The organism is Novosphingobium kunmingense (assembly GCF_002813245.1).
Classification (GTDB): domain Bacteria; phylum Pseudomonadota; class Alphaproteobacteria; order Sphingomonadales; family Sphingomonadaceae; genus Novosphingobium; species Novosphingobium kunmingense.
Map to the genome: position 1 here is coordinate 29,449 of NZ_PHUF01000002.1, position 23,225 is coordinate 52,673.

The window sequence follows — 23,225 nt, forward strand, 5'->3', positions numbered from 1 at the left end:
TCAGGCTCCGGTGGCAAGGCGGTGGAGCACCAGCGCCGAAAGCTGCGCGCGGTGTTCGAGGCTGGACACCAGCATGAACTCCTGCGGGGAATGGATCGCGCCGCCGATGACGCCCATGGTATCGACCACCGGGACGCCGCAGGCGGCAATGTTGTTGCCGTCGCAAACCCCGCCCGAGGCGATCCGTCCGATCGGCTGGCCCAGCAGCGCCGAGCATTCTTCGACCAGGGCGAACAGCTTTTCGGCTCCGGCGTCGAGCGGTTTGGGCGGGCGCGACAGGCCGCCGTGAACATGACAGGTCACATCGTGGCCGGCGCTGATCTCGGCAATGAGGGCGGCGAAATAGTGATCGAAGGCGGCGGCATCCTCGCTCGTCCTGGGGCGGATGTTGAAGCGCAGCACGGCATGGTCGGGCACGACGTTGCTGGCGCTGCCGCCGTCGATCCTGGCGGGGTTGACCGATAGGCCGTCGCGGTGGATCGCCTTGAGCCGCACGGCCAGCGCGGCGGCCGCAACGATGGCGTTGCGTCCATCGTCGGGATTACGCCCGGCATGGGCCGCTTTGCCGTTGATGGCCACGCTGTAGTTGCCGCTGCCCGCGCGCGCGCCGGCCAGGGAGCCGTCGGGCAGGGCCGAAGGTTCGTAGGTCAGCGCCGCGAGCTTGTCGCGGGCCAGATCCGCGATCAGCGGCGCGGACGACAGACTGCCGGTTTCCTCGTCCGAATTGATCATAACGTCATAGCCGACCCCGGCCGCTGCCGCGCTGCCCTCGAACGCCCTGAGCGCGGCGAGGATCACCGCAATGCCCCCCTTCATGTCGGCCGTGCCCGGGCCGTTGAGTACGTCCGGGTCTTGGCGGAGGGTCTGCTGGAACGGATGGTCAGCGGGAAAAACCGTATCCATGTGTCCGGTCAGCAGCAGACGGCGAGGGGCGTCGGGTCGCACGCTCAGCACCAGATGAGCGCCAAAGGCCTGCTCGCGCTCGCTGCCGTCGGCCGCCACGGTGACGACTGGTGAGGGCGCGACCGCGCGGATCGTGCCGGGCAGCGCTGCAAGGGCGTCGGCCAGTGCATCCCATTGCCGCGAAAGGCCGGAAAGGTTGCCTGTGCCGGTGTTGATCGCGCTCCAGGCGAGGACTTGGTCGAGCATCGGCGCGGCGTCGACACGCGCGATCACGTCGCGTTCGGATGGCGAAAGCTGTTGCATATGAAACCACTCCTAGCCGAGGCTGCGGGCCCGTCCAACCCCCGATCCCCAGGCCCGTTGCCAAGCGGTTGCCAAGCCCTTGAGCTTGCTTCATAGGCGCTCGCGTTCCTCCCCGGAATTGACGATAAGCATGGACCGTGCCGCAGGCAGGGACCATGCGGTTGCGCAAAACGAGGATGGAATGACCAATCGAATCGAGAAAAGCGGATTGCAGGTCGAAGCGGGTCTGGCGGACTTCGTCGAGCGCGAGGTGCTGGCCCCGCTCGGAACCGACGCGGCGATCTTCTGGCAGGGCTTTGCCCGCCTGCTCGACACCTTCGTCCCTCTGAACCGGGCGCTGCTGGCCAAGCGCGATGCCCTGCAGACCGAAATCGACGCCTGGCACGTGGCCCGCGCCGGCAAGTCCATCGACATGGGCGAATACAAGGCCTTCCTGACCGAGATCGGCTACCTGGTGCCCGAGCCGGCTCCGTTCGAGGTCACAACGCGGAACGTCGACCGCGAGATTGCCGGCATGGCCGGGCCGCAGCTTGTCGTCCCGGTGCTCAACGCGAGATTCCTCCTGAACGCCGCCAACGCGCGTTGGGGAAGCCTCTACGACGCCTATTACGGAACCGACGCGCTGGCCGCGCCCGCCGCGAGGCCGGGCGGCTACGACCCGGTGCGGGGCGAGGCGGTGATCGCAGCGGCGCGCGCCTTCCTCGATCTGTCGCTGCCGCTAGACGGCACGAGCTGGAGCGACTGGGACGGCGAAGGTGCGCCACCATTGTGCGATCCCGGCCACTTCTGCGGAACGCGCCCCGGCGGTCTTCTTTTCGCCCACCATGGCCTGCACATTGAAGTCGTGCTCGACCGCAACCACCCCATCGGCCGCACCGACAAGGCGGGGATCGCCGATGTCTTGTTGGAATCCGCGCTGACCACGATCTGCGATCTGGAAGATTCAATCGCTGCGGTCGATGCCCAAGACAAGGTTGCCGCCTACCGCAACTGGCTGGGCGTGATCCGTGGCGACCTTGCCGACACCTTCGAAAAAGGCGGGAAGTCCATGACCCGGACCCTTGCCGACGACCGCCGGTGGACCGGACGAGACGGCGACGAACTGGTCCTGCCCGGGCGCAGCCTGCTGTTCGTGCGCAACGTCGGCCACCTGATGACCAACCCGGCAATCCTGCTGGCCGACGGCAGCGAAGTGCCCGAAGGGATCATGGACGCCGCGATCACCAGCGCGATCGGCGCGCACGATGTGAACGGCCTTGGCAAGCATCGCAACAGCCGCGAAGGCAGCATCTATATCGTCAAGCCCAAGATGCATGGGCCCGAGGAGGTCGGATTCACCAACGCCCTGTTCGACGCGGTCGAGGATCTGCTCGGCCTCCCGCGTCACACGATCAAGGTCGGCGTGATGGACGAGGAGCGCCGAACCAGCGCCAATCTTGCCGCCTGCATCGAAGCGGTGAAGGACCGCATCGTCTTCATCAACACCGGCTTCCTCGACCGTACCGGCGACGAGATCCACACCTCGATGCGGGCCGGGCCGATGATCCGCAAGGGTGAAATGAAGCAGAGCGGCTGGATCGCCGCCTATGAAGCGCGCAACGTGCAGATCGGCCTTGCCTGCGGACTGTCGGGCAAGGCGCAGATAGGCAAGGGCATGTGGGCCGCGCCCGACATGATGCACGACATGATGATCCAGAAGATCGCGCACCCGCGCGCCGGGGCCAACACCGCCTGGGTGCCGTCGCCTACCGCCGCGACGCTGCACGCGATGCATTACCACCAGGTCGGAGTGTTCGACATGCAGCGCGAACTGGCCGCGCAGCCGACGCCGAAGGTCGAGGCGCTGCTCGAGGTCCCACTGGCGATCGGGCGCAACTTCTCGGACGAGGAGGTGCGCGACGAACTGGACAACAACGCGCAAGGGCTGCTTGGCTATGTGGTGCGCTGGATCGATCAGGGCGTCGGCTGCTCGAAGGTGCCCGACATCAACGACGTCGGCCTGATGGAAGACCGCGCGACGCTGCGCATCTCCTCGCAGCACATGGCCAACTGGCTGCTGCACGGGGTCTGCACCAAAGACCAGGTGATGGATTCGCTGCGCCGCATGGCGGCCAAGGTCGATGCACAGAACGCTGGCGATCCGGCCTACGAACCGCTGACCGGAAATGAGGATGCGCCGGCTTTTCGCGCCGCCTGCGACCTGGTGTTCAAGGGCGTGGAGCAGCCCAGCGGCTACACCGAACCGCTGCTGCACCACTGGCGGCAGGTGAAGAAGGCGGGCTAGGTCGCTTTCGAGAGCTCGCGGGCGATCGCGACGAACTCGTCCACGCGCAGCGTTTCGGCCCGGCGTTGGGGGTCGATGCCAAGGGATTCGAGCGCGGCGAGCGCGCCCGGCACGCCCTTCAGGCTCTGCCGCAACATCTTGCGGCGCTGGCCGAAAGCGGCTTCGGTTACACGTTCCAGCACGCGGGCGCTGACGCCGTGGGGCATGGCGGCGGGGCTCAGGTGGATGACCGCGCTCATCACCTTGGGCGGCGGAGTGAAGGCGCTGCGGTGAACCTTCATCGCGATCCGCGCCTGGCAGCGCCATTGGGAAAGGATCGCGAGGCGACCGTAGGCGTCGCTGCCACTTTCGGCGACGATGCGCTGGGCGACCTCGAGCTGGAACATAAGGGTGAGCGAGGCCCACTGCGGCGGCCAGTCCTGTCCGCCCAGCCAGCCGACCAGCAGCGCCGTACCGACGTTGTAGGGCAGGTTGGCGACGACGTGGAACGGACCGGTCAGGCCGTGGTCGACCCTGGTCGCGTCGCCCTCGATAACGCGCAGCTGGCCGGGAAAGACATCAGCCAGTTCGGCCAGGGCCGGAAGGCAGCGGCGATCCATCTCGATTGCGGTGACCTGCGCTCCGGCGCGCAGCAGCGCGCGCGTCAGCCCGCCGGGACCGGGTCCGATCTCGAGCACCTGTTGCCCGTCGAGCGATCCCGGGATGGCCGCGATCCGGTCGAGCAACTGCTCGTCGAACAGGAAGTTCTGGCCCAGCGCTTTGGAGGCAGACAGGCCGTGGCGGGTGATGACGTCACGCAGGGGGGGCAGAGCGGCAGGCACGGGCCGAGCCTTAGGCGATCAGTGCGCTAATTGCCAAATCGCCGCTGCGCGCAGTCCCCGGCCATGCGGATCGCGGCGATCATCGCGCCGGCATCGGCCTTGCCGGTCCCGGCAATGGAGAAAGCGGTGCCGTGGTCGGGGCTGGTGCGGATGATCGGCAAGCCCAGCGTCACGTTGACGCCCTGATCGAAATCGAGCGCCTTCAGCGGGATCAGGGCCTGGTCGTGGTACATGCACAGCGCGACGTCGAAGGTTTCGCGCTGGCGCGGGGCGAAGAGGCCGTCGGCAGCGAAAGGACCGTCGATCGCGATCCCTTCGGCCCGCAGGCGCTCGATAGCCGGGGCGATGAGTCGCGCCTCCTCGTCGCCCATGCGGCCTTCCTCGCCGGCGTGGGGGTTGAGTGCGGCGACCGCGATGCGCGGTGCGTCGAGGCCGAAATCGCGTTTCAATGCCGCGGCCACGATGCGGCCCTTGCGCTCGACCAGGGCCTCGCTGATCGCAGCGGCCACCTCGGCCAAAGCGACGTGCACGGTCAGTGGTACGGTGCGCAAGTGCGGCCCGGCCAGCATCATCACCGCATCGCCCGGCTGGACGCCGCAGGCCTCGGCGACGAACTCGGTCTGCCCCGGATGGATGAAGCCCACTTCGGCAAGGCGCGCCTTGTGGATCGGGCCGGTGACAACGCCGTCGACTTCGCCATCGACGGCGAGGCGTGTCGCCTCGGTCAGCGAGGCGAGCGCCAGTTCGGCTCCGGCGCGATCGGGCCGGCCCGGGGCGTAATCGCCGTCGGGTCCCGCCAGAACCGGCAGGGCGCGGGCGAAGCACTCAGCCGCTTCGGCCTGATGGAATATCTCTGCGACCGGCACCGACAGGCCGCGCAGGCGCGCCGCCGCAGCCATCAGCTGCGCTCCGCCGGTGACGAAGAACGGCGGGAGATCGTCCGTCTCCCGCCGAATCCAGGCTTCAGCCAGCAGTTCCGGCCCGACGCCCGCCGGATCGCCCAGCGATGCAGCGAGCGGAACGGGCGGCATCAGTTATAATCGATGATCGCGTCGCGGCGCAGGTCGCGAAGGTAGGTCTGGGCACGCTTGTTGACGCGCTCATCCTCGATCGAGGTTTGAACCTGCTCGAAGTTCGGCTCGACCGACGACTTGGGATCGTCGCGGCCGCACAGCATCAAGACGCGCACGCCGTCCTCGATCGAACCGAAGGGCGGGGTGGTTTCTCCGAGCGTCAGGGCCAGGACCATGTTCTGCAGTTGCGCCGGCAGATCGCGCGCTTTCATCTGATCGTTGGTCACGACCTCTGCCCCGAGCCCGGCAGCGATCGGATCGACCGTGCCGCAACCGCGCGCGGCCTGCATGGCGTCGGAAAACGCCTTGGCCTTGGCGCTGGCCTGGGCCGCGGTCGTGCCCTTGGGGAAGCTGATCGAGATCTGCTTGAGGCTGAGCAACGCGTCACGCGGGTCTGCGGTGAGCACCTGGCGCTTGTCGATGGCCAGCAGGATCGAAAAGCCGCCGCGGGTTTCGATCGGACCGACGAGCTGGCCTGCGCTCATCTGCTGAAGCGGGGTCGCCAGCTCGGCCGGCAACTGCGCGGCGCGGATCCAGCCCAGATCGCCGCCGACCGCTGCAGTCGATGCTTCGGAGAACTGCCGGGCATAGCCCTGGAACGATCCGCCCTGCTTCAACTGCTCGACGATCTTCTGCGCGTTCGCGAACACCGCCGCCTTGTTTTCCTCGGTCGCCGAAAGGAAGATCTCGCCGACGCGGAATTCCTCGGTGCCCTTCGATTCCTGCATTCGCTTGATGACGTCGCGCACTTCTTCGTCGGACACGTTGACGAAGGGCTGGACGTTGCGCCGCAGCAGCCGCTGCCACGACAGTTCGCCGCGGATCTGGCGCTTGAGCGAGGCCGGGGACGAACCGATGCGGTTCAGGTAGGCGTCCATCGCCTTGGTATCCTGGCCGAAGTTTTGCGAGGCGACGCGGGCATAGGTCTGGTCAACCTCGGCCTGGTCGATCGCGACGTCCTGGACCTTGGCTTCTTGGATCTGCAGCGTTTCGTCCATCAGATTGCGCAGGACCTGCAGCTTGAGCCGCTGCAATTCCTCGTCGCCGATCTTGTTGCCGCTGGCATTGACGATCAGCGCGACGCGCTGGTCGACATCGGTGCCGGTGATCACCTCGCCGTTGATGATGACCTTGGCCCGACGGTTGTTCGGGTCTTCCTTGGCGAAGAACTGCGGGTTCGACGGCAGGTTGAGCGAGCCGGACGCGTCCTGCGCGCGCACCGATGCACCTAGCACAAGAGCGGTGCCGACCATGGGCAGTATGGCCAGGCGGGCCGCGGTACGAAGGGACGACGTGGGTTTCACTGTGTTCCAATTCCCATATGCGACGGGCCAGTTGCCCGCCTGTATTAGCCGCGCGCCTTGCCGTTCAGCGGCTTAACGCAAGCTGAGCGCGGTCCGGCAGCACCGGCGCGTTTGCGGCGCGGATAGCGCAGTTGGTCAAGCCTGCCAATGCACCAGAGCCGCCTATCACCGGAAGCCGAGATTGCGCAGCGCGAGACGGATCTCGAACGAGTTGCCGCGGCGCGCGTCACCCGTCGCCACATAGTCGCGCCGCCAGGTGAAATCGAACTGCAGGCAGTCATCCGCATAGGCGATGCCAAGGCGCGTGCGCACGGGCTGGAACCCGTCGGCGTCGATCGCGGCCGGGTCCTCGTTGGTGCTGGTCAGGTCGATCACGCCCGCGCCGAACACCGACCAGTATCGGGCAAAGCCGACGCGGCCGGCAAAGCGCACTTCCTCGCGGTCGCGCAGGTCTTCGATACCGGCGGCGATGTTACGGTTGAGGCGCAGGTAGCCGACTTCGGCATAGGTGCGGCTGGAGCCGACCGTCGCGTCGAATTCGTTGCGGCGCACCGCGAAATTGTCCTTGTCGACCCGATAGCGGTGGGTGAACTTGACGAAGTCCTTGAAGCGGACCTCGGTACGGCCGACGATGTCCGACACGCGGTTCGACAGGCCGGTGCCGTCGGGCAGGAGGGTCGGGCGGCTGGTCAGGCGGTAGGACTGACCGATAGTCGCGTTGATCCGCCAGTTGGGTCGTTCCCAGAACCAGTCGAGGCCATAGGTAAACCGGACGCTGTCCTCGACCCGATCGTAACCCGGAAAACGGTTGAGGGCGAACAGGTTCGAATCCTCGAGGTCGATCGCGCGGGCGTCTTCGTTCGGGACCGACAGGTTGGCGATCGCCGGGCTGGCGACGACCTGGAAGCGGGGGGTCAGGATCTGACTGCCGCCAAGGAAGCTGCCGACCAGCGGCCATTTCACGTCCACCGCAGCCACGCCGATGCCACGCGTCTGCCAGCCCGGATTGCCACGGTAGATCGCGGTCGAGGTCAGGTAATTCTCGTCCGAGTGGTAGACGTCCCCGCGCAGCAGGGTGGTGAACGAGACCTCCTGGCCCCACGGGGTCAGACGGCGCAGGTCCCAGCGCGCGCTGGCAAAGGCGCGCGCGGTGTCCTGCCCTGCGGTCCGGGTGATCGCCAGCGAATTCAGCTGCAATTCGACCTTTCCACCAAGGACCGGATCGTCGAGCCGCTGGCGGTAGTCGAGCACGGGCAGCGCGATCGGCACCTGCCCCTGCGGTTCGCCCACGCGCAGCGTCTGGGTGGCCCATCCGGCCAGCGACAGGTAGCTCTTGTCGTCGATCCTCTCGAGGTCGACCATCGAGCGCAGCCGATCGTCGCGGCTGATGTCGTAGCGGCGCAGGAACGTGCGGTCGGACGCGACGCGGCCCGAGAAGGTCAGGCTCCAGTAGGGGTCGAACTGGAACTTGCCGTTGGCCGCGAAATAGCCGCGGAAATCCTTCTGGCTGGTCGGATCGGCGCTGCCCAGCGGAATGCGCGATCCGTAGGTCGCATAGCCGGTAATCTGGAACGCGCCCTCCGAGGCCAGCTGGCGGTAGGTGCCGCTGACCATTGGCGCCGCCTTGGTATAGACATAGCCCAATACGGCCAGGTCCTTGTTGACCGCCAGGCGCTGATACCAGGTGTTGACCAGTTCGATCCCGTTCGAAGACGAATAGCGAACGTCGGGGATCAGCAATCCGTTGATCGGGCGTCCGTCGGTTGCGAGGACCAGCCCGGGCAGCGGGAACAGCCTGGCGCCGAACAGTTCGAGCCGCGCGCCGGTAAAGCGGACCTTCTTCGCCTCGGGATCGTAGATCACCCGTTCCGACGTGATCCGCCAGCTCGGGCTTTTGGGGCATCCTTCGGCGTCTTCCACCGCGCAGGCCGAATAGGCCGCGTTGGTCAGGTATATCCGCCCGTCTTCCCCACGTTCGCCCTTCTGCGCTGCCAGCCGGCCACCTTCGCGCAGCGCCAGAAGCATGTTCTCCATGGCACCAGTCTTGAACTCGTCGGTCAATTCAAGACGATCGGAAAACAGCTGGTTGCCGTCCTCGTCGACGAAACGGATGTTGCCGGTTGCGACGATCTGGCCGCTCGCGCGGTTCCAGGTGACCTGGTCGGCCCGCATCGACTGCTCGCCGCGGCGCAGGATGACACTGCCGAAGGCGGTCACCGTTTCGCCGTTGCTGTCATAACTGACGCCGTCCGCCTCGAAAGCGACTGGGCCGCCTTCGGCGGAAACAGGTGCCGGCGCCGGTTCGGGCATCGTGGCAGGCGGAGGTGCCGCGTCCTGCGCGCGGAGGGCACCGGGCTGCGCGGCAAGCGCCAGCGCCACGGCTGCGGCACCAAGGCGCCAGCCGTCCGAAGCCAGATCGAAACGTGGCAGCCACGGCTGCGGGAGGGGGTGCATGGCTTGCCTATCGCACCGCCCGCGCCTAACTGCAATCCACGCCAATCAATTGCCTTTCCGCTTCGTCGCAAGGCCACCACGTTCCCTGGGAGCACGCATGCAGATCGAATTCATTCCCGCCCTCTTTGCCGCCACTGCGGGCCCGGTCGCCCGCATCGTCGACCTCGACGCGCTGCCGGCGGATCTCGATCCGGCGCTGGCCGAAGGGGCCCGTGCGGGGCGGTTCACCGGCAAGGCGGGCCAGGTCTACGAAGGGTTTGCGTCGGTCGACGGCGGCGTGGCGCACGTCGTCCTTGCAGGCGCGGGCGACCCCAAGGGCAAGGATCGCATTGCCTCGCTGGAAAAGGCCGGGGCCGCGCTGACCGCAAAGTACCTGACCTCGGGGGTCAAGGCGCTGGCACTCGACTTCACCGGCGCCGCACTGACGCCTGCCGAGGCAGCGGCCGTACTGCTCGGCGCGCGGCTGCGCGCCTGGCGGCACGACGCCTACCGCACCCGCCTGACCGACGAACAGAAGCCGACGCTCGAACAGATCCGCGTCGTCGCCGCGCCGGCCGGGACCGAAGAAGCCTGGACGATCGAATCGGCGCTGGCGGAAGGGGTCGAACTGGCCCGGGAACTCGTGACAGAGCCGGCCAACGTCATCTATCCCGAAAGCTTCGTCGAACGCGTGTCGAAGCGGCTCGAAAGCGCGGGAATCGCGCTGCGCGTCCTTGACGACGGAGAGATGAAAGCGCTGGGCATGGGCGCCCTGCTGGGCGTGGCCCAGGGTTCGGTCCGCCCGGCGCGCATCCTTGCGATGGAGTGGAAGGGCGGCGCGGCAGGCGCAAAGCCGACCGCCTTCGTCGGCAAGGGCGTGACCTTCGATACGGGCGGCATCAGCCTCAAGCCGGCGGCGGGAATGGAGGACATGAAGTGGGACATGGGCGGATCGGCGGCGGTGGCCGGCACGATGCTCGCGCTCGCGCGGCGCAAGGCCAAGGCCAACGTAGTCGGCGTCGTCGGCCTGGTCGAGAACATGCCCGACGGCAACGCCCAGCGCCCTGGTGACGTCGTCACCTCGATGTCGGGGCAGACGATCGAAGTCATCAACACCGATGCCGAAGGCCGCCTGGTGCTGTGCGATGCGATTACCTGGACGCAGAAGGAATACGATCCGGTCGCGGTCGTCGACCTGGCCACGCTGACCGGCGCGATGATCATCTCGCTTGGCTTCGAGCAGGGCGGGCTGTTCGCTAACGACGAGGGACTGGCCGCAAAATTGCTTGCCGCCGGCGAAACCTCGGGCGACAGGCTGTGGCGGATGCCGATGGGCCCGGCCTACGACAAGCTGATCGATTCGCCGATCGCCGACATGAAGAACGTCGGTCCGCGCGAGGGGGGCTCGATCACTGCAGCCCAGTTCATCCAGCGCTTCGTCGACAAGGACCGCCCCTGGGCGCACCTCGACATCGCGGGCATGGTCTGGTCGGCCAAGCCCGGAGCGACCTGGGAAAAGGGTGCGACCGGCTATGGCGTGCGCATCCTCGACCGCTACGTGCGCGACACGCTGGAAGGTTGATCCTTGGGGCGGATGCGGCGCAAGGTGGACCTTCCGACGAAGATCTGCCTTGCCTGCAGCCGCCCTTTCGCCTGGCGCAAGAAGTGGGAACGCGACTGGGACCAGGTGCGCTATTGTTCCGATCGCTGCCGGGCCACGAAGGGGAAGGCGTGATGCAGGTCGATTTCTACCAGCTTAGCCGCGATCCTGCCGAAACGGCGCTGGCCCTGCTTGCCGCCAAGACGCTCGATGCCGGTCAGCGCCTGCTGGTGGTTGCCGACGATGCAAACCTGCGCGAGCGGATCGGTCTTGCCCTTTGGGAACGGCGCGAGGCGTTCCTGGCCAACGGCGAGGCCGGCGGCGCGCACGATGCGCGCCAACCCATCCTGCTGTCGGGGCAGGTCGAGCCGGCCAACCAGGCCCGCTTCGCCGCTTTTGCCGACGGGCGCTGGCGGGACGAAGGACTGGCCTTCGACCGTGTGTTCCTGCTGTTCGACGGCGCAACGATCGACGACGCGCGGGCAACCTGGCGCGACCTATCTGCGCGCGACGGGGTGGAATGCCGGTACTGGAAACAGGACGGCGGCCGCTGGGTCCAGGCCGGATAGGCTCAGCCGTCCATCAGCACGATGTCCCAGGTATAGCGGGCAACGCCGTCGACGCGGGCAACCGTGTGCGAAGCCGCTCCGCCCATCGCCTTGTACAACTCGTCCTTGGCGTTGGTTGTCGCGTCCTCGGGGAAATACATCTGCGTGATCAGTCGGTGGCTGCGGCCGCTCACGTCAAAGTGAATGTGCGGCGTGCGAAATCCGATCGGCGAATCGTAACCGCCTGGCTTGACCGTCGTCATCCGCCATTCGCCGCCCTTGCCGGTCGCGATCTTGGCAAAGCCCTGGAAACCAGGATCGAGCGGCTGCTTCGAGACCTCGTTGGGATGGGCATAGCGGCCGGCCGCATTGCACTGCCAAATGTCCAGCCGCGCCCCGCTGACGGGATTGCCGAACCGGTCGAGGACGCGCCCCGTGATTTCGACGATCGTCCCCTTGGCGCGGTTGCCGTGCCCCGCCACGCGGGTCAGGTCCGCATCGACCTCAAGGGTATGCTGGACGGGGTAGAACGGGCCGATGTCCTGGCCTGGTGTCTGCGGCAATTCGGCGACGGCACCACCGGCGCGCGATGCCGCCGCCATGGTCGCTGCGGCAAGCGCCGAACCGGCAAAGGCGCGGCGCGAAATCAGGTTGTCGGTCGTGTGCATGGCCCTTTTTCCTCCCATGCGACCCTGGCACCAGCCTATCATCGCTTGCCGAAACGGCCTAACGATAACTAAAGCATGGCTTAACGCGGGCCAGCGTCCGCCTTGCAGTGCAGCGCGGTTCCCGCTAGGGGCGCGCGCAACTCTCCCGCATCAACCTACTCAAGGAACGCACAATGGCGGTTACCCGCACCTTTTCGATCATCAAGCCCGATGCCACCCGCCGCAACCTGACCGGCGCGGTCACCAGGATGCTGGAAGAAGCAGGCCTGCGCGTCGTCGCCTCGAAGCGGATCCACATGACCCGCGAACAGGCCGAAGGCTTCTATGCGGTCCACAAGGAACGCCCCTTCTTCGGCGAATTGGTCGAATTCATGATGAGCGAACCGGTTGTCGTCCAGGTACTCGAAGGCGAGGATGCCGTGACCCGCAATCGTGACGTCATGGGCGCAACCAACCCGGCAGAAGCCGCCGAAGGCACCATCCGCAAGACCCACGCCCTGTCGATCGGCGAAAACTCGGTCCACGGCAGCGACAGCGACGAAAATGCGGCGATCGAAATTGCCTACTTCTTCAAGCCGGAAGAAATCGTCGGTTGATCAATTAGCTGACACACAAAGTTCAGGAGTCGTCGGAGCAATCTGGCGGCCCTTTTCTTATGGGTCAAAGGACCGGGCCGAACATCGCCATGAGGTTCTGCCACAGACGTTCCAGCACGCCGAAGGACCTGACCCGCTGCAAGGTGACGCGGTCCGACTGGGCGATCCACCGTTCCTGCAGCGCCCCGACCTCGCCCGCCAGCACGGCGTCCGCGAACAGAACGTTGTTCTCGAAATTCAGTTCGAAGCTGCGGCGGTCTAGATTGGCCGACCCGATCAGCGCGGTGACCCCGTCGGCAACCATGGTCTTGGCGTGGAGCAGGCCAGGGCGGAATTCGTAGAGTTCAACACCGGCGTGCAGCAGGTCGGCATAGGTGCTCCGGCTGGCCCCGGCGACGATCCAGCTATCGTTGCGGCGCGGCACGATCAGCGCGACCCGAACGCCTCGCCGCGCGGCCGAAAGAAGGGCGTAGAGCAACTGGTCGTCGGGCACGAAATAGGGCGTCGTGATGGTCAATTCTCTGCGCGCGGCATGAACCAGTTCGGCGAAACATTCGGTCATGGCCGGGTGCGTGACATTGGGGCCGGTGCCGATCACCTGCGCGGCGATGCCGGGCGCACCCGGCGGTGCAGCATGCGAGCGCGGGGCGAGGAGAGCGGTGATGTCATCGCCGTCCTCGGCCATCCAGTCGCCGGCAAACAGGAACTGCAAATGCCGCGCGACCGGTCCTTCCCAGCGGGTCATCACATCGATCCAGGGCCCGAACCGTGCCTTGATGCGGAATTCGGGATCGGCGATGTTCTGGCTGCCGCACCAGCCGATGCGATTGTCGACGACCAGCGTCTTGCGGTGGTTGCGCAAGTCCAGCCGCCCGCGGATCAGCGTCCAGACCAGCCCACCGACCGGCAGCGCGATCCGCGCATCGACCCCGGCCGCGCGCAGTCGCTGCCAGTGATCGGACCTGTGGAAGCTGCGCGATCCCAGCGCATCGGTCAGCACGCGGACCGCGATCCCGCGGCGGCTGGCGCGGATCAGCGCGTCGCGCATCTTGATCCCGTTGGTATCGGCAAGCCAGATGTAGAAGCACAGATGAACTGTCGTTTCGGCAGCGTCGATATCGGCGATCATGGCGTCAATGGCGGTGTTGCTGTCGGCAAACAGCGTCGCGCTGTTGAACAGCGTCGGCGGCAGCCCGTTGACCGCGCGGCCTCGTGCGAAGGGAGCCGCGTGCGCCCCTGCGCCGACGAGGTGCGCGGCTTCGGGATCGCCGTCGGGGCGGGGCAGCAGGCGGTCGACTGCGGCGAAGCGGTCACGCCGCTTGGCGCTGATCCGCGCCTCGCCAAGCAAGAGGTAGGCGACGATGCCGACCACCGGTAGCACCAGGATCGTGATCACCCAAGCGATGCGCGAGGTCGGCTCGCGCAAAGGGCGCAACATCGCCCGCAGCACCATGGCCACCTCGGCCACGATCAGGGCAACCGTAAGCGCGAAGGTCACGTCCTGCTGCATCAAGGGTGCATTGAGCGTCTTTTCTTATTCGTGGCCAGCCTTATGTTGCCCGGCAAAGGAGAGCAGCCATGCTGGGAATGGGCCAGGGCGGAGACGATTGCCCCTTCGTGTTCAATTTCGATGCGGCGACGTTCAAGGTTGGCGACACGGTCAGCTACCGGGTCAGCACGATGGACGATTTCCCCTTCGTCGGCACCCTGCTCGAAGTGCACGCCGACCATGTGGTCATATCGCCGGGACCGACCGAACCCGACGCGCGCTATCGCGGGACCCGTGAAAGCCGGCCGATGGTCGACGGGAGCGAGATCTAGAACGCGTCGGCCGCATCCAACAGCGCGGTGAGGCGCTTGGGCGCAACGCTGCGCCAGCTCCGCGCCAGCCAGTCGGCAACGGCATCCCAGTCAGTATCGCCCAGGTCCAGCCGGATCGCGATCCAGCCGTCGCCGAAATAGGCAGGGCGGTAGTAGCGTGCCGAATCGTTGGCGATCAGCTGCGACTGCTCGTCGGCGCCGCTGATCTTGACCAGCAGCGAAACCCGACCGTCGCCGTGATGGTCATTCGACACGTAGGCGAACTTCTTGCCCTTGATCACCCCGAAGCAGGCCATGCCGTGGCTTACGATCTCGTCGCTCTCAGGAAGATCGAGAGCGCGTTGGCGCACCTGTGCGGTCAGATAGGCGGGCGAGGTGCCTTGCTGGACCAGATTGGCCAGGCACCGCGAATAGAGCTGATGCTCGGCGATCAGCACGCGCGCGGCAAGGCTATCGGGCGTGTCGCCGGGGAGGATCGCCACCGCGGTCTGGCCCAGCATCGGCCCGTCATCGAGCGCCGGGGTGACGAGATGAACGGTGCAGCCGCCATGGCTGTCGCCCGCCGCCAGAGCCCGCTCGTGGGTGTGGAGTCCCGTGTACTTGGGAAGCAGCGAGGGATGGATGTTGACCATCCGGCCGCCCCATTGCTCGACAAAGCCTGGCGTCAGGATCCGCATGTAGCCGGCAAGTGCCACGAACTGCGCGCCGCTTTGCCGGATTGCCGCGTCCATCGCCGCGTCGTGATCGGCACGGACCATGCCCTTGTGCGGGAGTGCGAAAGTCGGCACGCCCTCCGCAGCGGCCAGGGCGAGCCCGCCGGCCTCCGGGTTGTTCGAGGCGACCAGCACGATCTCGTACGGGCAATCCTCGGCGCGGCTGGCATAGAGCAGCGCCGCCATGTTGGTGCCGCTGCCCGAAATGAGCACGGCGACCCGCGCCCTGTCAGGCAAGGTGGATTGCTTCCCAGGTGGCGCGGGCCGACCAGTCGTCGGCGCTGCCCTGCACCGTGCAGCCCCTCGAACCTGCCTCGATCGCCCCGATCACGAAGACCGTTTCGCCCGCTGCTTCCAGGTCGGCCTTGACCGCGGCAGCATCGTCGGCGCTGACTGCCAGGACCATGCCGATGCCGCAATTGAAGGTGCGGGCCATTTCCTCCGGCTCGATGTTTCCCTGCGCCTGCAGGAACGCCATCAGGCGCGGCTGGGCCCAGGCGCCGGCGTCGATGCGGGCGTGAAGCCCTTCGGGCAGGACGCGCGGCACATTTTCAAGCAGGCCGCCGCCGGTGATGTGGGCCAGCGCGTGGATGCGCCCGGCGCGGATCACGGGCAGAAGGCTGCGCACATAGATCCGGGTCGGTTCGATCAGGTGATCGATCAGCAACCGGTCGGCATCGAACAGGGCCGGGCGATCGAGCTTCCAGCCCTTGTCGGCAGCAAGCCGGCGGACCAGCGAATAGCCGTTCGAATGGACCCCCGAACTGGCAAGGCCCAGCAGGACATCGCCTGCGGCCACCTTGTCGCCGGTCAATTGCTCGCCGCGCTCGACCGCTCCGACGCAGAAGCCTGCCAGATCGTAGTCGCCTTTTGCGTACATGCCCGGCATCTCGGCGGTTTCGCCGCCGATCAGCGCGCATCCCGCCAGCTTGCAGCCCTCGGCAATGCTGGCGACGACGCGCTCGGCAACGCCGGTTTCCAGCTTCCCCGTGGCGAAATAATCGAGGAAGAAGAGCGGTTCGGCGCCCTGGACGATCAGATCGTTGACGCACATCGCGACAAGGTCCTGGCCGATGGTGTCGTGGCGATCATGGTCGATCGCCAGCTTGACCTTGGTTCCGACACCGTCGTTTGCCGCGACCAGAAGCGGATCGGAATACCCCGCCGCCTTGGGATCGAAGAAGCCCCCGAAGCCACCGATCTCCGCGTCGGCGCCGGGCCGCGCGGTCGCCTTGACCAGCGGGCCGATGGCCTTGACCAGCGCGTTTCCGGCCGCGATCGAGACGCCGGCCTGCTCGTAACTGTAGCTCTTTTCGGACATGGAGCGTGCGCCTAACCTTTTCCGGCTTGGATTTCCACTTGCCTTTGGGCAAAAGGCACCCGGTTTTCCCCGATGACACCCCCGTCGCACTCCCTTTCCGCGCAGAACTGGCGCCCCGGACCTGCCGGTCTGCTCCTTGGCACGCTGGGCCTCGGGCTGGTCGGGGCCTTGCTGCTGCTCGATCCCGCCAGCCTCGTCGCCCAGGTCGAAGGCGATCGCGGAATCATTCCGGTCGCTGCCAGCCAGGACATCCAGATCGACGGCGTTGAGGTCAACGTGACGGGCGACAACGGCAGCGATGCGCGGCTGAAGGGCTGGCAGCAGGCGGCCAAGCTGGCTTGGGCCAAGGCCGGCGGACCCGACCTGCCCGAAGGCCAGATCCAGTCGATGGTCTCTTCGATTGTTATCGAGCGCGAGCAGATCGGCCCAAAGCGTTACGTCGCAACGCTTGGCGTGGTGTTCGACCGGACCCGCGCCGGCCAGTACCTTAGCGCAGATGGCAGCGCGATCGCGCGGTCGGCGCCGATGATGATCATCCCGGTGCTCTATTCGGGCGGTGTCTCGCAGGTCTACGAGGTCAAGGGCCAGTGGCAGGCTGCCTGGGCCCAGTTCCGTGCCGGGCAAAGCCCGATCGATTACGTCCGCCCGTCCGGCGCCGGGGGCGAATCGCTGCTGATCACGGCAGGCCAGCCCGGGCGTCGCAGCCGCGCCTGGTGGCGCAACGTGCTCGACCAATTCGGCGCGTCCGACGTTCTGATCCCCGAAGCGCGGCTCGAACGGCAATGGCCTGGCGGTCCGGTGCGCGGCGTATTCACCGCGCGATTCGGCCCCGACAACAAATGGCTCGGCAGCTTCGAGATGACCGCGCCTGACGAAGCAGGCGTTCCCAAGATGCTGGCCCAGGCCGTCGTCCGGATCGACGCGCTTTACGCCAATGCATTGCAGCAGGGCGTGCTGAGCCCCGACGCGACGCTCAATGTCCGTCCGCAGATCGATCCCGCGCTTGCCGCGCTGATCGCCGCAGGCCAGGCCGAGGACGAGGCGCCGGCAGCGGCGGCGACCGGTCCGGCCATCGATCCGGCAGCGACGCCCACTGCCACGCCGACCGAGGAAGCCAAGGTCAACACCTTCACTGTCCAGTTCGCTTCCCCCGATGCGTCGGCGGTGGATTCGGCGCTTGGCGCGGTGCGCTCGGCCCCCGGGGTGAAGGGCGCGTCGACCACCAGTCTGGCGATGGGCGGAACCTCGCTTATGCGGGTCAGCTATGCCGGCGAATTGCAGGCCTTGGCCGCGGCCTTGCGCGCCCGCGGTTACACGGTTTCGGTCGGCAACAACGCGCTTTCCATTCGCAAGTGATGACGCAGATCGCACTGCCGCTGGGCAGGGGGGAAGCGGCCCCGTCGCGGATCGTGGTCGGCAATGCCAATTCTGCCGCACTCGAGGCGATGGCCGCCGCAACGACCTGGCCTTTCCGCACTGCGGTGCTTCACGGACCGCCGCGCTCGGGCAAAAGCCTGATCGCCCGCTGGTTTGCCGAACACGGCATCGGCGAGGCGATCGACGATGCCGACCGGATGGACGAGACCGTGCTGTTCCACCGCTGGAACCGCGCGCAGGAGGGCGGGGCGCCCTTGCTGCTGGTCAGCGGCCGCGATGCCGAGGCCTGGACCATCGCCTTGCCCGACTTGCGGTCGCGGCTGGGGGCGGCGCTGCACCTTGCAATCGGCACGCCCGACGATGCCATGCTGGCCGATCTGCTGGCGGTTCATGCGGAGCAGCGGGGCCTGCCACTCGGCCCGGATGCGCCCGCCTATCTTGTTCCGCGCGCCGAGCGCTCCCATCTGGGGATCGAGCGGCTGGTCACGGTGATCGACCGGCTCAGCCTCGAACGCAAGGTGGCGCCGACACTTTCGGTCTGGCGCGACGCGCTCGAGGAGATCATGGGCCCCAAGGAGCCGCGCTTGCTTTGAGCGCAACTTGGTGGGACAAAGGGGGGACAATGCTGCAACGCCTGATCAGCTATCTGGACTCGATCGTCGCCCGCGATCCCAGCCCGCGTTCGCGCTGGGAAGTGCTGCTTTATCCGGGCGTTCTGGCGCTCGGCCTGCACCGCGTCGCGCACTGGCTGTTCGAGGCGGAACTCTATTTCCTGGCTCGGCTGGTCAACTCGCTGAGCCGGTTCCTGACCGCGATCGACATCCATCCGGGCGCGGTCATAGGGCGCAATTTCTTCATCGACCACGGCTTCGTCGTGATCGGCGAAACTGCGCAGATCGGCGATGACGTGACCATGTACCAGGGATCGACCCTGGGCGGGACAAACCCGACCAACGGCATCGGCGGCAAGCGCCACCCGACCATCGGCGACAACGTGATCGTCAGTCTGGGCGCCGCCATCCTCGGTCCCATCACCGTTGGCGAAGGGGCGCGGATCGGCGCCAACGCCGTCGTCACAAAGGACGTGCCCGAAGGCGCGACCATGGTCGGCATTCCGGCCAAGGCCACGCTGGTCGAGGTCAAGCCCGAAACGCAGAACTTCGTCCCCTACGGCACCCCGTGCTCCGACCGGTTCGATCCCGCGACGCAGAAGCTCGAACTGATGCAGTGCGAGATCGAGACGATGCAGAAGCGGATTGCCCAGTTGATGGAAGAGCGTGACGCCGCCGCGACCAAGCAGGCCGCTACCCGCAAGCGCGGGGAGAAGAAATCGGCTTGAGCGCGGTCGTCACTCCGTTTCCGACCGGCGCCGGACGACCGCTTCAGGTCGGCTTCGATCGCGAAGAACTGCTGCGCATCCTCGATCTGTATGGCCGCATGGTCGCCGCCGGCATGTGGCGCGACTACGCGATGGACTTCACCAAGGACGCGGCCAGCTTCGCCGCCTATCGCCGCACCGCCGAACGCCCCGAGTCGCGCATCGAGAAGCGCCCAGCCATGCGCGGCAAGCAGGGCATGTGGAGCCTGATCGGCGAGGCCGGCCAGGTGCTCAAGCGCGGGCACGAATTGCCCGGCGTGCTGTTTCCGCTCGAACGGCGCCTGCTGAAAGTCGTCGACAACTGACACGAAAAGGCCGCGCGGCACCTGGTGCACCGCGCGGCCTTTCGTCTTCTCTCAGCCGGTCAGGCGCCGAGCTTGCTCAGCGCCGCCATGACGATCTGGCTCTGTTCTCCGCCAGACTGGGGGACGATCTCGCCAGTGCGGTCGATGATCTGGTCCCAATGCGCCGCGATTCCTTCGGGGGTGCGTTCGTCGAGCGGCAGGGCCACGCCCGGGGTCAGCGTGACGTAGGCGGCGTGATAGGCGCCGGCTCCGGCTCCGCAGATCATGTTGGTCGGCGCGTCCTCGCTGACCAGATAGAGCGCCATCGGGGCGACGTTTTCGGGCGCGAGCATCTGGAAGAACTGCTCGGACATGCCGAGATCCTCGGTCATCCGGGTGCCGGCGACCGGTGCCAGGGTGTTGATCCGCACGTTGTACTTCGCGCCTTCCAGCGCCAGCGTCTTGGTGAAGCCGGCCAGGCCAAGCTTCGCCGCGCCATAATTGGCCTGGCCGAAGTTGCCGAACAGCCCGGTGCTGCTCGCGGTCATCAGGATGCGGCCATAGGTCTGATCGCGCATCAGGTCCCACACGGCCTTGGTGCAATTGGCGCTGCCGTTGAGGTGCACGTCGACGACCAGCTTGAAGTCGTCCATCGTCATCTTGGCGAAGCTCTTGTCGCGCAGGATGCCCGCGTTGTTGATCAGGATATGGACGCCGCCCCAGGCTTCCTTCGCCTTGGCGACCATTTCGACCATCTGTTCGTATTCGGTGACCGATCCGCCATTCGACATGGCTTCGCCGCCGGCCGCCTTGATCTCCTCGACCACCTTCAGCGCGGCGTCGGAATGCCCGGTGCCGTCGCGCGATCCGCCGAGGTCGTTGACCACGACCTTGGCGCCGCGGCGCGCCAGTTCGAGGGCATAGGCCCGGCCCAGTCCGCCGCCTGCGCCGGTGACGATCGCGACGCGATCCTTGAACGAGATAGTCATGATTTCTCTCCGCTGACTGGCTTGAATCCTTGGGAAGCGCGGCGTCGATGGCACGGAGAACACGCGCTGGCAATGCCCTGTGCCACAGCGCCATATTCCCTAGCGTCAAGTCGCGATCGCGGAACCGCGACTCGCGCGGCTAGAGGCGGGAAAGGGCCGGAATCAGGTCGTCAAAGTGGTCGATAACGGCATCGGCGCCGAGATCCCGGGCCGGCCGGTCGTTGAAGCCGAAGCTGACGGCGATGCAAGGCAGGGCCGCCGCCCGCGCGGCCGCTGTATCGAAGGTCGTGTCGCCGACGAAGGCAGCAGTCCCGCCGCCGCACTGCTCCACCATGGCGTGGAGCGCGTCGGGTGCGGGTTTCAGCGGATAGGTCCCGGCGCCGATTATCGCCGCGAAGCGATCGTCCAGGCCGAGTGCGCCAAGCAGCTTGCGGGCGAAGGCTTCGCGCTTGTTTGTGACGATCGCAATCTGGGTGCCCGCATCCTGCAGCGCGTCGAGCATCGCCGCGCCGCCGGGATAGAGGGACGAATGGACCGCGATATTGGCTTCGTAATAGGCCAGCAGCGCCTCGAACAAGGCGTCCTCGTCCAGCCCCACGCTCCCCCCGGTCAATTCGAGCGCGCGCCGCAGCATGAGGCGGGCGCCGCCGCCGATCAGATTGGCAACCTGGTCAGGGGGCACTGCATCGCGTTCGGCCAGGGCCAGAGCGTGGTTCACGGCGGCACCCAGATCGCCCGACGTGTCGAGCAGCGTTCCGTCGAGATCGAAGCCGACGATGGCAAAGCGGTGGATCATCCGCGGCCCCTCGCACGGCGCGTGTGGAAACGGCAAGAGTTTGGTGGCAAGGGTCGGGGGTGATGACCGATCCTGTTCCCCTTGCCATAGTCACCCTTGCCGCCGGCAAGGGCACCCGCATGAAAAGCGACCTGCACAAGGTTCTCCATCCGATCGCCGGGCGGCCGATGATCGAACACCTGCTGGCCGCCGCCGCCGAACTTGCGCCGCAACGCTCGGTCGTGATCGCCGGCCACGGGCGCGAACAGCTCGAGGCGCAGCTTGGCGATCGTGCGGATATCGCGGTGCAGGACCCGCAACTTGGCACCGGGCATGCGGTGCAGCAGGCCGAGGCAGCGCTCGCCGGGTTCGCGGGCGACGTGCTCATCCTTTACGGCGATGTGCCCTTCGTCAGCGCCGCGACCATGCGCGCGATGATCGAACGGCTGCACGGCGCTGACGAGCCGGCGGTAGTCGTGCTCGGCTTCGAGCCGGCCGATACGCTGAGTTACGGGCGCGTCATTGCCGAGGGTGACCGCATCGTGAAGATGGTCGAGCACAAGGACGCGACCGAGGCCGAGCGCGCCTGTCGCCTGTGCAATTCCGGGTTGATGGCGGTACGCAGCGCGGACCTGTTCGGCTTGCTCGCGCGTGTCGGGAATGACAACGCGCAGGGGGAATACTACCTAGTGGACGTGGTCAACGTCGCGAACGCGGTCGGGCGGACCTGCGCCGTGGTGGTCACGGCCGATCCACACGAAGTCGAGGGAATCAACAGCCGCGCCGAGCTGGCCGTCGCGGAACACCGCTGGCAGAACCGTCGCCGCCGCGCCGCGATGGACGACGGCGCCACCCTGATCGCGCCGGAAGCCGTCTGGTTCGCCTGGGATACCCAGCTAGGCCGCGACGTTCTGGTCGAACCCAACGTGTTCTTCGGCCCCGGTGTCGTCGTCGCCGACGCGGTCACGATTCGCGCCAACAGCCACATCGAGGGCGCGCGCCTTGCCAGCGGGGTCGAGGTCGGGCCCTTTGCGCGCCTGCGGCCCGGCGCGGTGCTGGAGGAAGGGGCCAAGATCGGCAATTTCGTCGAGGTGAAGAAGGCGGTGATGGGCAAGGGCGCCAAGGCCAACCATCTGTCCTACATCGGCGATGCCGAAGTAGGCGCCGGCGCGAACCTCGGCGCGGGTACCATAACCTGCAATTACGACGGCTATTTCAAGCACAAGACCGTGATCGGCGAGCGCGCCTTCATTGGCTCGAACTCGGCCTTGGTCGCGCCGGTCCGGATCGGGGCGGATGCGATAGTCGGGGCAGGCAGCACCGTGACGCGCGACGTGCTCGACGGAGAGCTGCGCATCGTGCGCGGCGAACAACTCGTCAAGCCGGGCTGGGCCGACCGTTTTCATGACGCGATGAAGAAAAAGAAGGCGGCCGAGAAGGGTAAGGCTTGATATGATATCATGATATGATATCGGTATATCAGTGACCCGCATTCTCGCCGATCTTGCCGAAGAGGACATCCGCTGGCTCGACGCCCGCGCGGCCGAGCAGGGCAAATCGCGCGCCTCTGTTCTGCGCGATGCGGTTCAGGCTTATCGCCAGGTTGCTGAGCAGCAGGGCATCGAACAGTATTTCGGCATCTGGGCCGAACGCAAGGCGCAGCGATGAGCGTGGCTGCCTTCGACACCGCGATCCTTGTCGATGCGCTGCACGGCCATGCCGGAGCGGCGGCCGAACTGAAACGCATTCGCCAGCGTTTCATCAGCCGCCTGTCATGGATCGAGGTGATGAGCCTCGCCCAGCCCGACGACGCGCAGCGGGCGGACGCCTTTCTGTCGCACTTCAGCGTGGTCGAGATAAGCGACGAGATCGCCCGCAGCGCCGCACAGCTATGCGGCCAGCGGACAGGGTTGTCGCTCACCAATGCTGTAATACTGGCTTCGGCGCAGGTCGCCGGCCGGATCCTCATAACCCGCAATACGGCGGATTTTCCGGCAGCCATGCCGGGCATCCGCGTTCCCTACAGCCTCTAAC

24 protein-coding genes are annotated in these 23,225 nt (G+C 66.7%); 13 read left to right on the forward strand and 11 right to left on the reverse strand.

From position 1 onward, the window contains the following. The gene (locus tag B0I00_RS00145; protein ID WP_100865363.1) at positions 1 to 1,206 is read right to left on the reverse strand and encodes a hydrolase; all 1,206 of its coding nucleotides are present in this window, start codon (positions 1,204 to 1,206) and stop codon (positions 1 to 3) included. Positions 1,207 to 1,387: 181 nt separating this feature from the next. On the opposite strand from B0I00_RS00145, the gene B0I00_RS00150 reads away from it, so the two are divergent. Further along, positions 1,388 to 3,490, forward strand: a complete 2,103-nt coding sequence (locus B0I00_RS00150; RefSeq protein ID WP_100866397.1) for a malate synthase G — start codon at positions 1,388 to 1,390, stop codon at positions 3,488 to 3,490. On the opposite strand, the gene rsmA is transcribed toward B0I00_RS00150, so the two are convergent. From rsmA to B0I00_RS00170, 4 genes are all read right to left on the reverse strand, one after another. Then, entirely contained in the window at positions 3,487 to 4,311 is an 825-nt protein-coding gene (gene rsmA, locus B0I00_RS00155; RefSeq protein WP_100865364.1) for a 16S rRNA (adenine(1518)-N(6)/adenine(1519)-N(6))-dimethyltransferase RsmA, read from the reverse strand. The two genes, B0I00_RS00150 and rsmA, sit on opposite strands and share 4 nt — an antisense overlap. Positions 4,312 to 4,337: 26 nt before the next feature. Further along, on the reverse strand, positions 4,338 to 5,342 hold the full coding sequence (gene pdxA, locus B0I00_RS00160) for a 4-hydroxythreonine-4-phosphate dehydrogenase PdxA (RefSeq protein ID WP_100865365.1): 1,005 nt from the start codon (positions 5,340 to 5,342) through the stop codon (positions 4,338 to 4,340). Next, the gene (locus B0I00_RS00165) at positions 5,342 to 6,637 is read right to left on the reverse strand and encodes a peptidylprolyl isomerase (RefSeq protein ID WP_100865366.1); all 1,296 of its coding nucleotides are present in this window, start codon (positions 6,635 to 6,637) and stop codon (positions 5,342 to 5,344) included. The genes pdxA and B0I00_RS00165 overlap by 1 nt, the downstream gene beginning before the upstream one ends. Positions 6,638 to 6,853: 216 nt before the next feature. Then, positions 6,854 to 9,142 (reverse strand): LPS-assembly protein LptD, encoded by a 2,289-nt coding sequence (locus B0I00_RS00170; protein WP_100865367.1) that lies wholly within the window; start codon positions 9,140 to 9,142, stop codon positions 6,854 to 6,856. 97 nt (positions 9,143 to 9,239) lie between these two features. Between B0I00_RS00170 and B0I00_RS00175 the strand changes: the two genes are divergently transcribed. The 3 genes from B0I00_RS00175 to B0I00_RS00185 are packed head-to-tail and all read left to right on the forward strand — an operon-like array spanning position 9,240 to position 11,290. After that, complete coding sequence (locus tag B0I00_RS00175; protein WP_100865368.1) at positions 9,240 to 10,703, forward strand: leucyl aminopeptidase; 1,464 nt, start codon at positions 9,240 to 9,242, stop codon at positions 10,701 to 10,703. Between the two features lie 12 nt (positions 10,704 to 10,715). Further along, positions 10,716 to 10,856 (forward strand): DUF2256 domain-containing protein, encoded by a 141-nt coding sequence (locus tag B0I00_RS00180; RefSeq protein ID WP_100865369.1) that lies wholly within the window; start codon positions 10,716 to 10,718, stop codon positions 10,854 to 10,856. Beyond that, on the forward strand, positions 10,856 to 11,290 hold the full coding sequence (locus B0I00_RS00185; RefSeq protein ID WP_100865370.1) for a DNA polymerase III subunit chi: 435 nt from the start codon (positions 10,856 to 10,858) through the stop codon (positions 11,288 to 11,290). The genes B0I00_RS00180 and B0I00_RS00185 overlap by 1 nt, the downstream gene beginning before the upstream one ends. Before the next feature lie 2 nt (positions 11,291 to 11,292). Here B0I00_RS00185 and B0I00_RS00190 read toward each other — a convergent pair whose 3' ends face one another. Next, complete coding sequence (locus tag B0I00_RS00190; RefSeq protein ID WP_157812437.1) at positions 11,293 to 11,937, reverse strand: dioxygenase family protein; 645 nt, start codon at positions 11,935 to 11,937, stop codon at positions 11,293 to 11,295. Between the two features lie 173 nt (positions 11,938 to 12,110). Here B0I00_RS00190 and ndk point away from each other — a divergent pair, with 173 nt between their 5' ends. Then, the gene (ndk, locus tag B0I00_RS00195) at positions 12,111 to 12,533 is read left to right on the forward strand and encodes a nucleoside-diphosphate kinase (RefSeq protein ID WP_100865372.1); all 423 of its coding nucleotides are present in this window, start codon (positions 12,111 to 12,113) and stop codon (positions 12,531 to 12,533) included. A gap of 64 nt (positions 12,534 to 12,597) precedes the next feature. Here ndk and cls read toward each other — a convergent pair whose 3' ends face one another. Beyond that, complete coding sequence (gene cls / locus B0I00_RS00200) at positions 12,598 to 14,043, reverse strand: cardiolipin synthase (protein WP_100865373.1); 1,446 nt, start codon at positions 14,041 to 14,043, stop codon at positions 12,598 to 12,600. Positions 14,044 to 14,111: 68 nt separating this feature from the next. Between cls and B0I00_RS00205 the strand changes: the two genes are divergently transcribed. Beyond that, positions 14,112 to 14,354 (forward strand): hypothetical protein, encoded by a 243-nt coding sequence (locus B0I00_RS00205; protein ID WP_100865374.1) that lies wholly within the window; start codon positions 14,112 to 14,114, stop codon positions 14,352 to 14,354. Here the strand turns inward: B0I00_RS00205 and purN are convergent. Next, the gene (purN, locus tag B0I00_RS00210; protein ID WP_100865375.1) at positions 14,351 to 15,304 is read right to left on the reverse strand and encodes a phosphoribosylglycinamide formyltransferase; all 954 of its coding nucleotides are present in this window, start codon (positions 15,302 to 15,304) and stop codon (positions 14,351 to 14,353) included. The two genes, B0I00_RS00205 and purN, sit on opposite strands and share 4 nt — an antisense overlap. Then, entirely contained in the window at positions 15,297 to 16,388 is a 1,092-nt protein-coding gene (gene purM / locus B0I00_RS00215) for a phosphoribosylformylglycinamidine cyclo-ligase (protein ID WP_100865376.1), read from the reverse strand. The genes purN and purM overlap by 8 nt, the downstream gene beginning before the upstream one ends. Before the next feature lie 72 nt (positions 16,389 to 16,460). On the opposite strand from purM, the gene B0I00_RS00220 reads away from it, so the two are divergent. From B0I00_RS00220 to B0I00_RS00235, 4 genes are read left to right on the forward strand one after another with little or no spacing between them, the layout of a single operon-like run. After that, on the forward strand, positions 16,461 to 17,744 hold the full coding sequence (locus B0I00_RS00220) for a heavy-metal-associated domain-containing protein (protein WP_232730050.1): 1,284 nt from the start codon (positions 16,461 to 16,463) through the stop codon (positions 17,742 to 17,744). Next, a complete protein-coding gene (locus B0I00_RS00225; RefSeq protein ID WP_100865377.1) occupies positions 17,744 to 18,358 on the forward strand; it encodes a P-loop NTPase family protein in 615 nt (204 codons plus the stop codon). The genes B0I00_RS00220 and B0I00_RS00225 overlap by 1 nt, the downstream gene beginning before the upstream one ends. A 29-nt stretch (positions 18,359 to 18,387) precedes the next feature. Continuing rightward, the gene (epsC, locus tag B0I00_RS00230) at positions 18,388 to 19,104 is read left to right on the forward strand and encodes a serine O-acetyltransferase EpsC (protein WP_100865378.1); all 717 of its coding nucleotides are present in this window, start codon (positions 18,388 to 18,390) and stop codon (positions 19,102 to 19,104) included. Beyond that, positions 19,101 to 19,448 carry a DUF2794 domain-containing protein gene (locus B0I00_RS00235; protein WP_100865379.1) on the forward strand — a complete coding sequence of 116 codons (348 nt, stop codon included), beginning with the start codon at positions 19,101 to 19,103 and terminating at the stop codon, positions 19,446 to 19,448. Before epsC ends, B0I00_RS00235 begins: the two co-directional genes overlap by 4 nt. Positions 19,449 to 19,507: 59 nt before the next feature. Here B0I00_RS00235 and B0I00_RS00240 read toward each other — a convergent pair whose 3' ends face one another. Then, positions 19,508 to 20,416, reverse strand: a complete 909-nt coding sequence (locus tag B0I00_RS00240; RefSeq protein ID WP_100865380.1) for an SDR family oxidoreductase — start codon at positions 20,414 to 20,416, stop codon at positions 19,508 to 19,510. 139 nt (positions 20,417 to 20,555) lie between these two features. Then, positions 20,556 to 21,212, reverse strand: coding sequence for an HAD-IA family hydrolase (locus tag B0I00_RS00245; RefSeq protein WP_100865381.1), 657 nt, complete (start codon positions 21,210 to 21,212; stop codon positions 20,556 to 20,558). Positions 21,213 to 21,274: 62 nt separating this feature from the next. On the opposite strand from B0I00_RS00245, the gene glmU reads away from it, so the two are divergent. The 3 genes from glmU to B0I00_RS00260 are packed head-to-tail and all read left to right on the forward strand — an operon-like array spanning position 21,275 to position 23,224. Continuing rightward, positions 21,275 to 22,642, forward strand: a complete 1,368-nt coding sequence (gene glmU, locus B0I00_RS00250) for a bifunctional UDP-N-acetylglucosamine diphosphorylase/glucosamine-1-phosphate N-acetyltransferase GlmU (protein WP_100865382.1) — start codon at positions 21,275 to 21,277, stop codon at positions 22,640 to 22,642. Positions 22,643 to 22,673: 31 nt separating this feature from the next. After that, positions 22,674 to 22,859 carry a CopG family transcriptional regulator gene (locus tag B0I00_RS00255; protein WP_100865383.1) on the forward strand — a complete coding sequence of 62 codons (186 nt, stop codon included), beginning with the start codon at positions 22,674 to 22,676 and terminating at the stop codon, positions 22,857 to 22,859. Beyond that, entirely contained in the window at positions 22,856 to 23,224 is a 369-nt protein-coding gene (locus B0I00_RS00260; protein ID WP_100865384.1) for a PIN domain-containing protein, read from the forward strand. The genes B0I00_RS00255 and B0I00_RS00260 overlap by 4 nt, the downstream gene beginning before the upstream one ends. The last annotated feature ends 1 nt before the right edge of the window (position 23,225 follow it).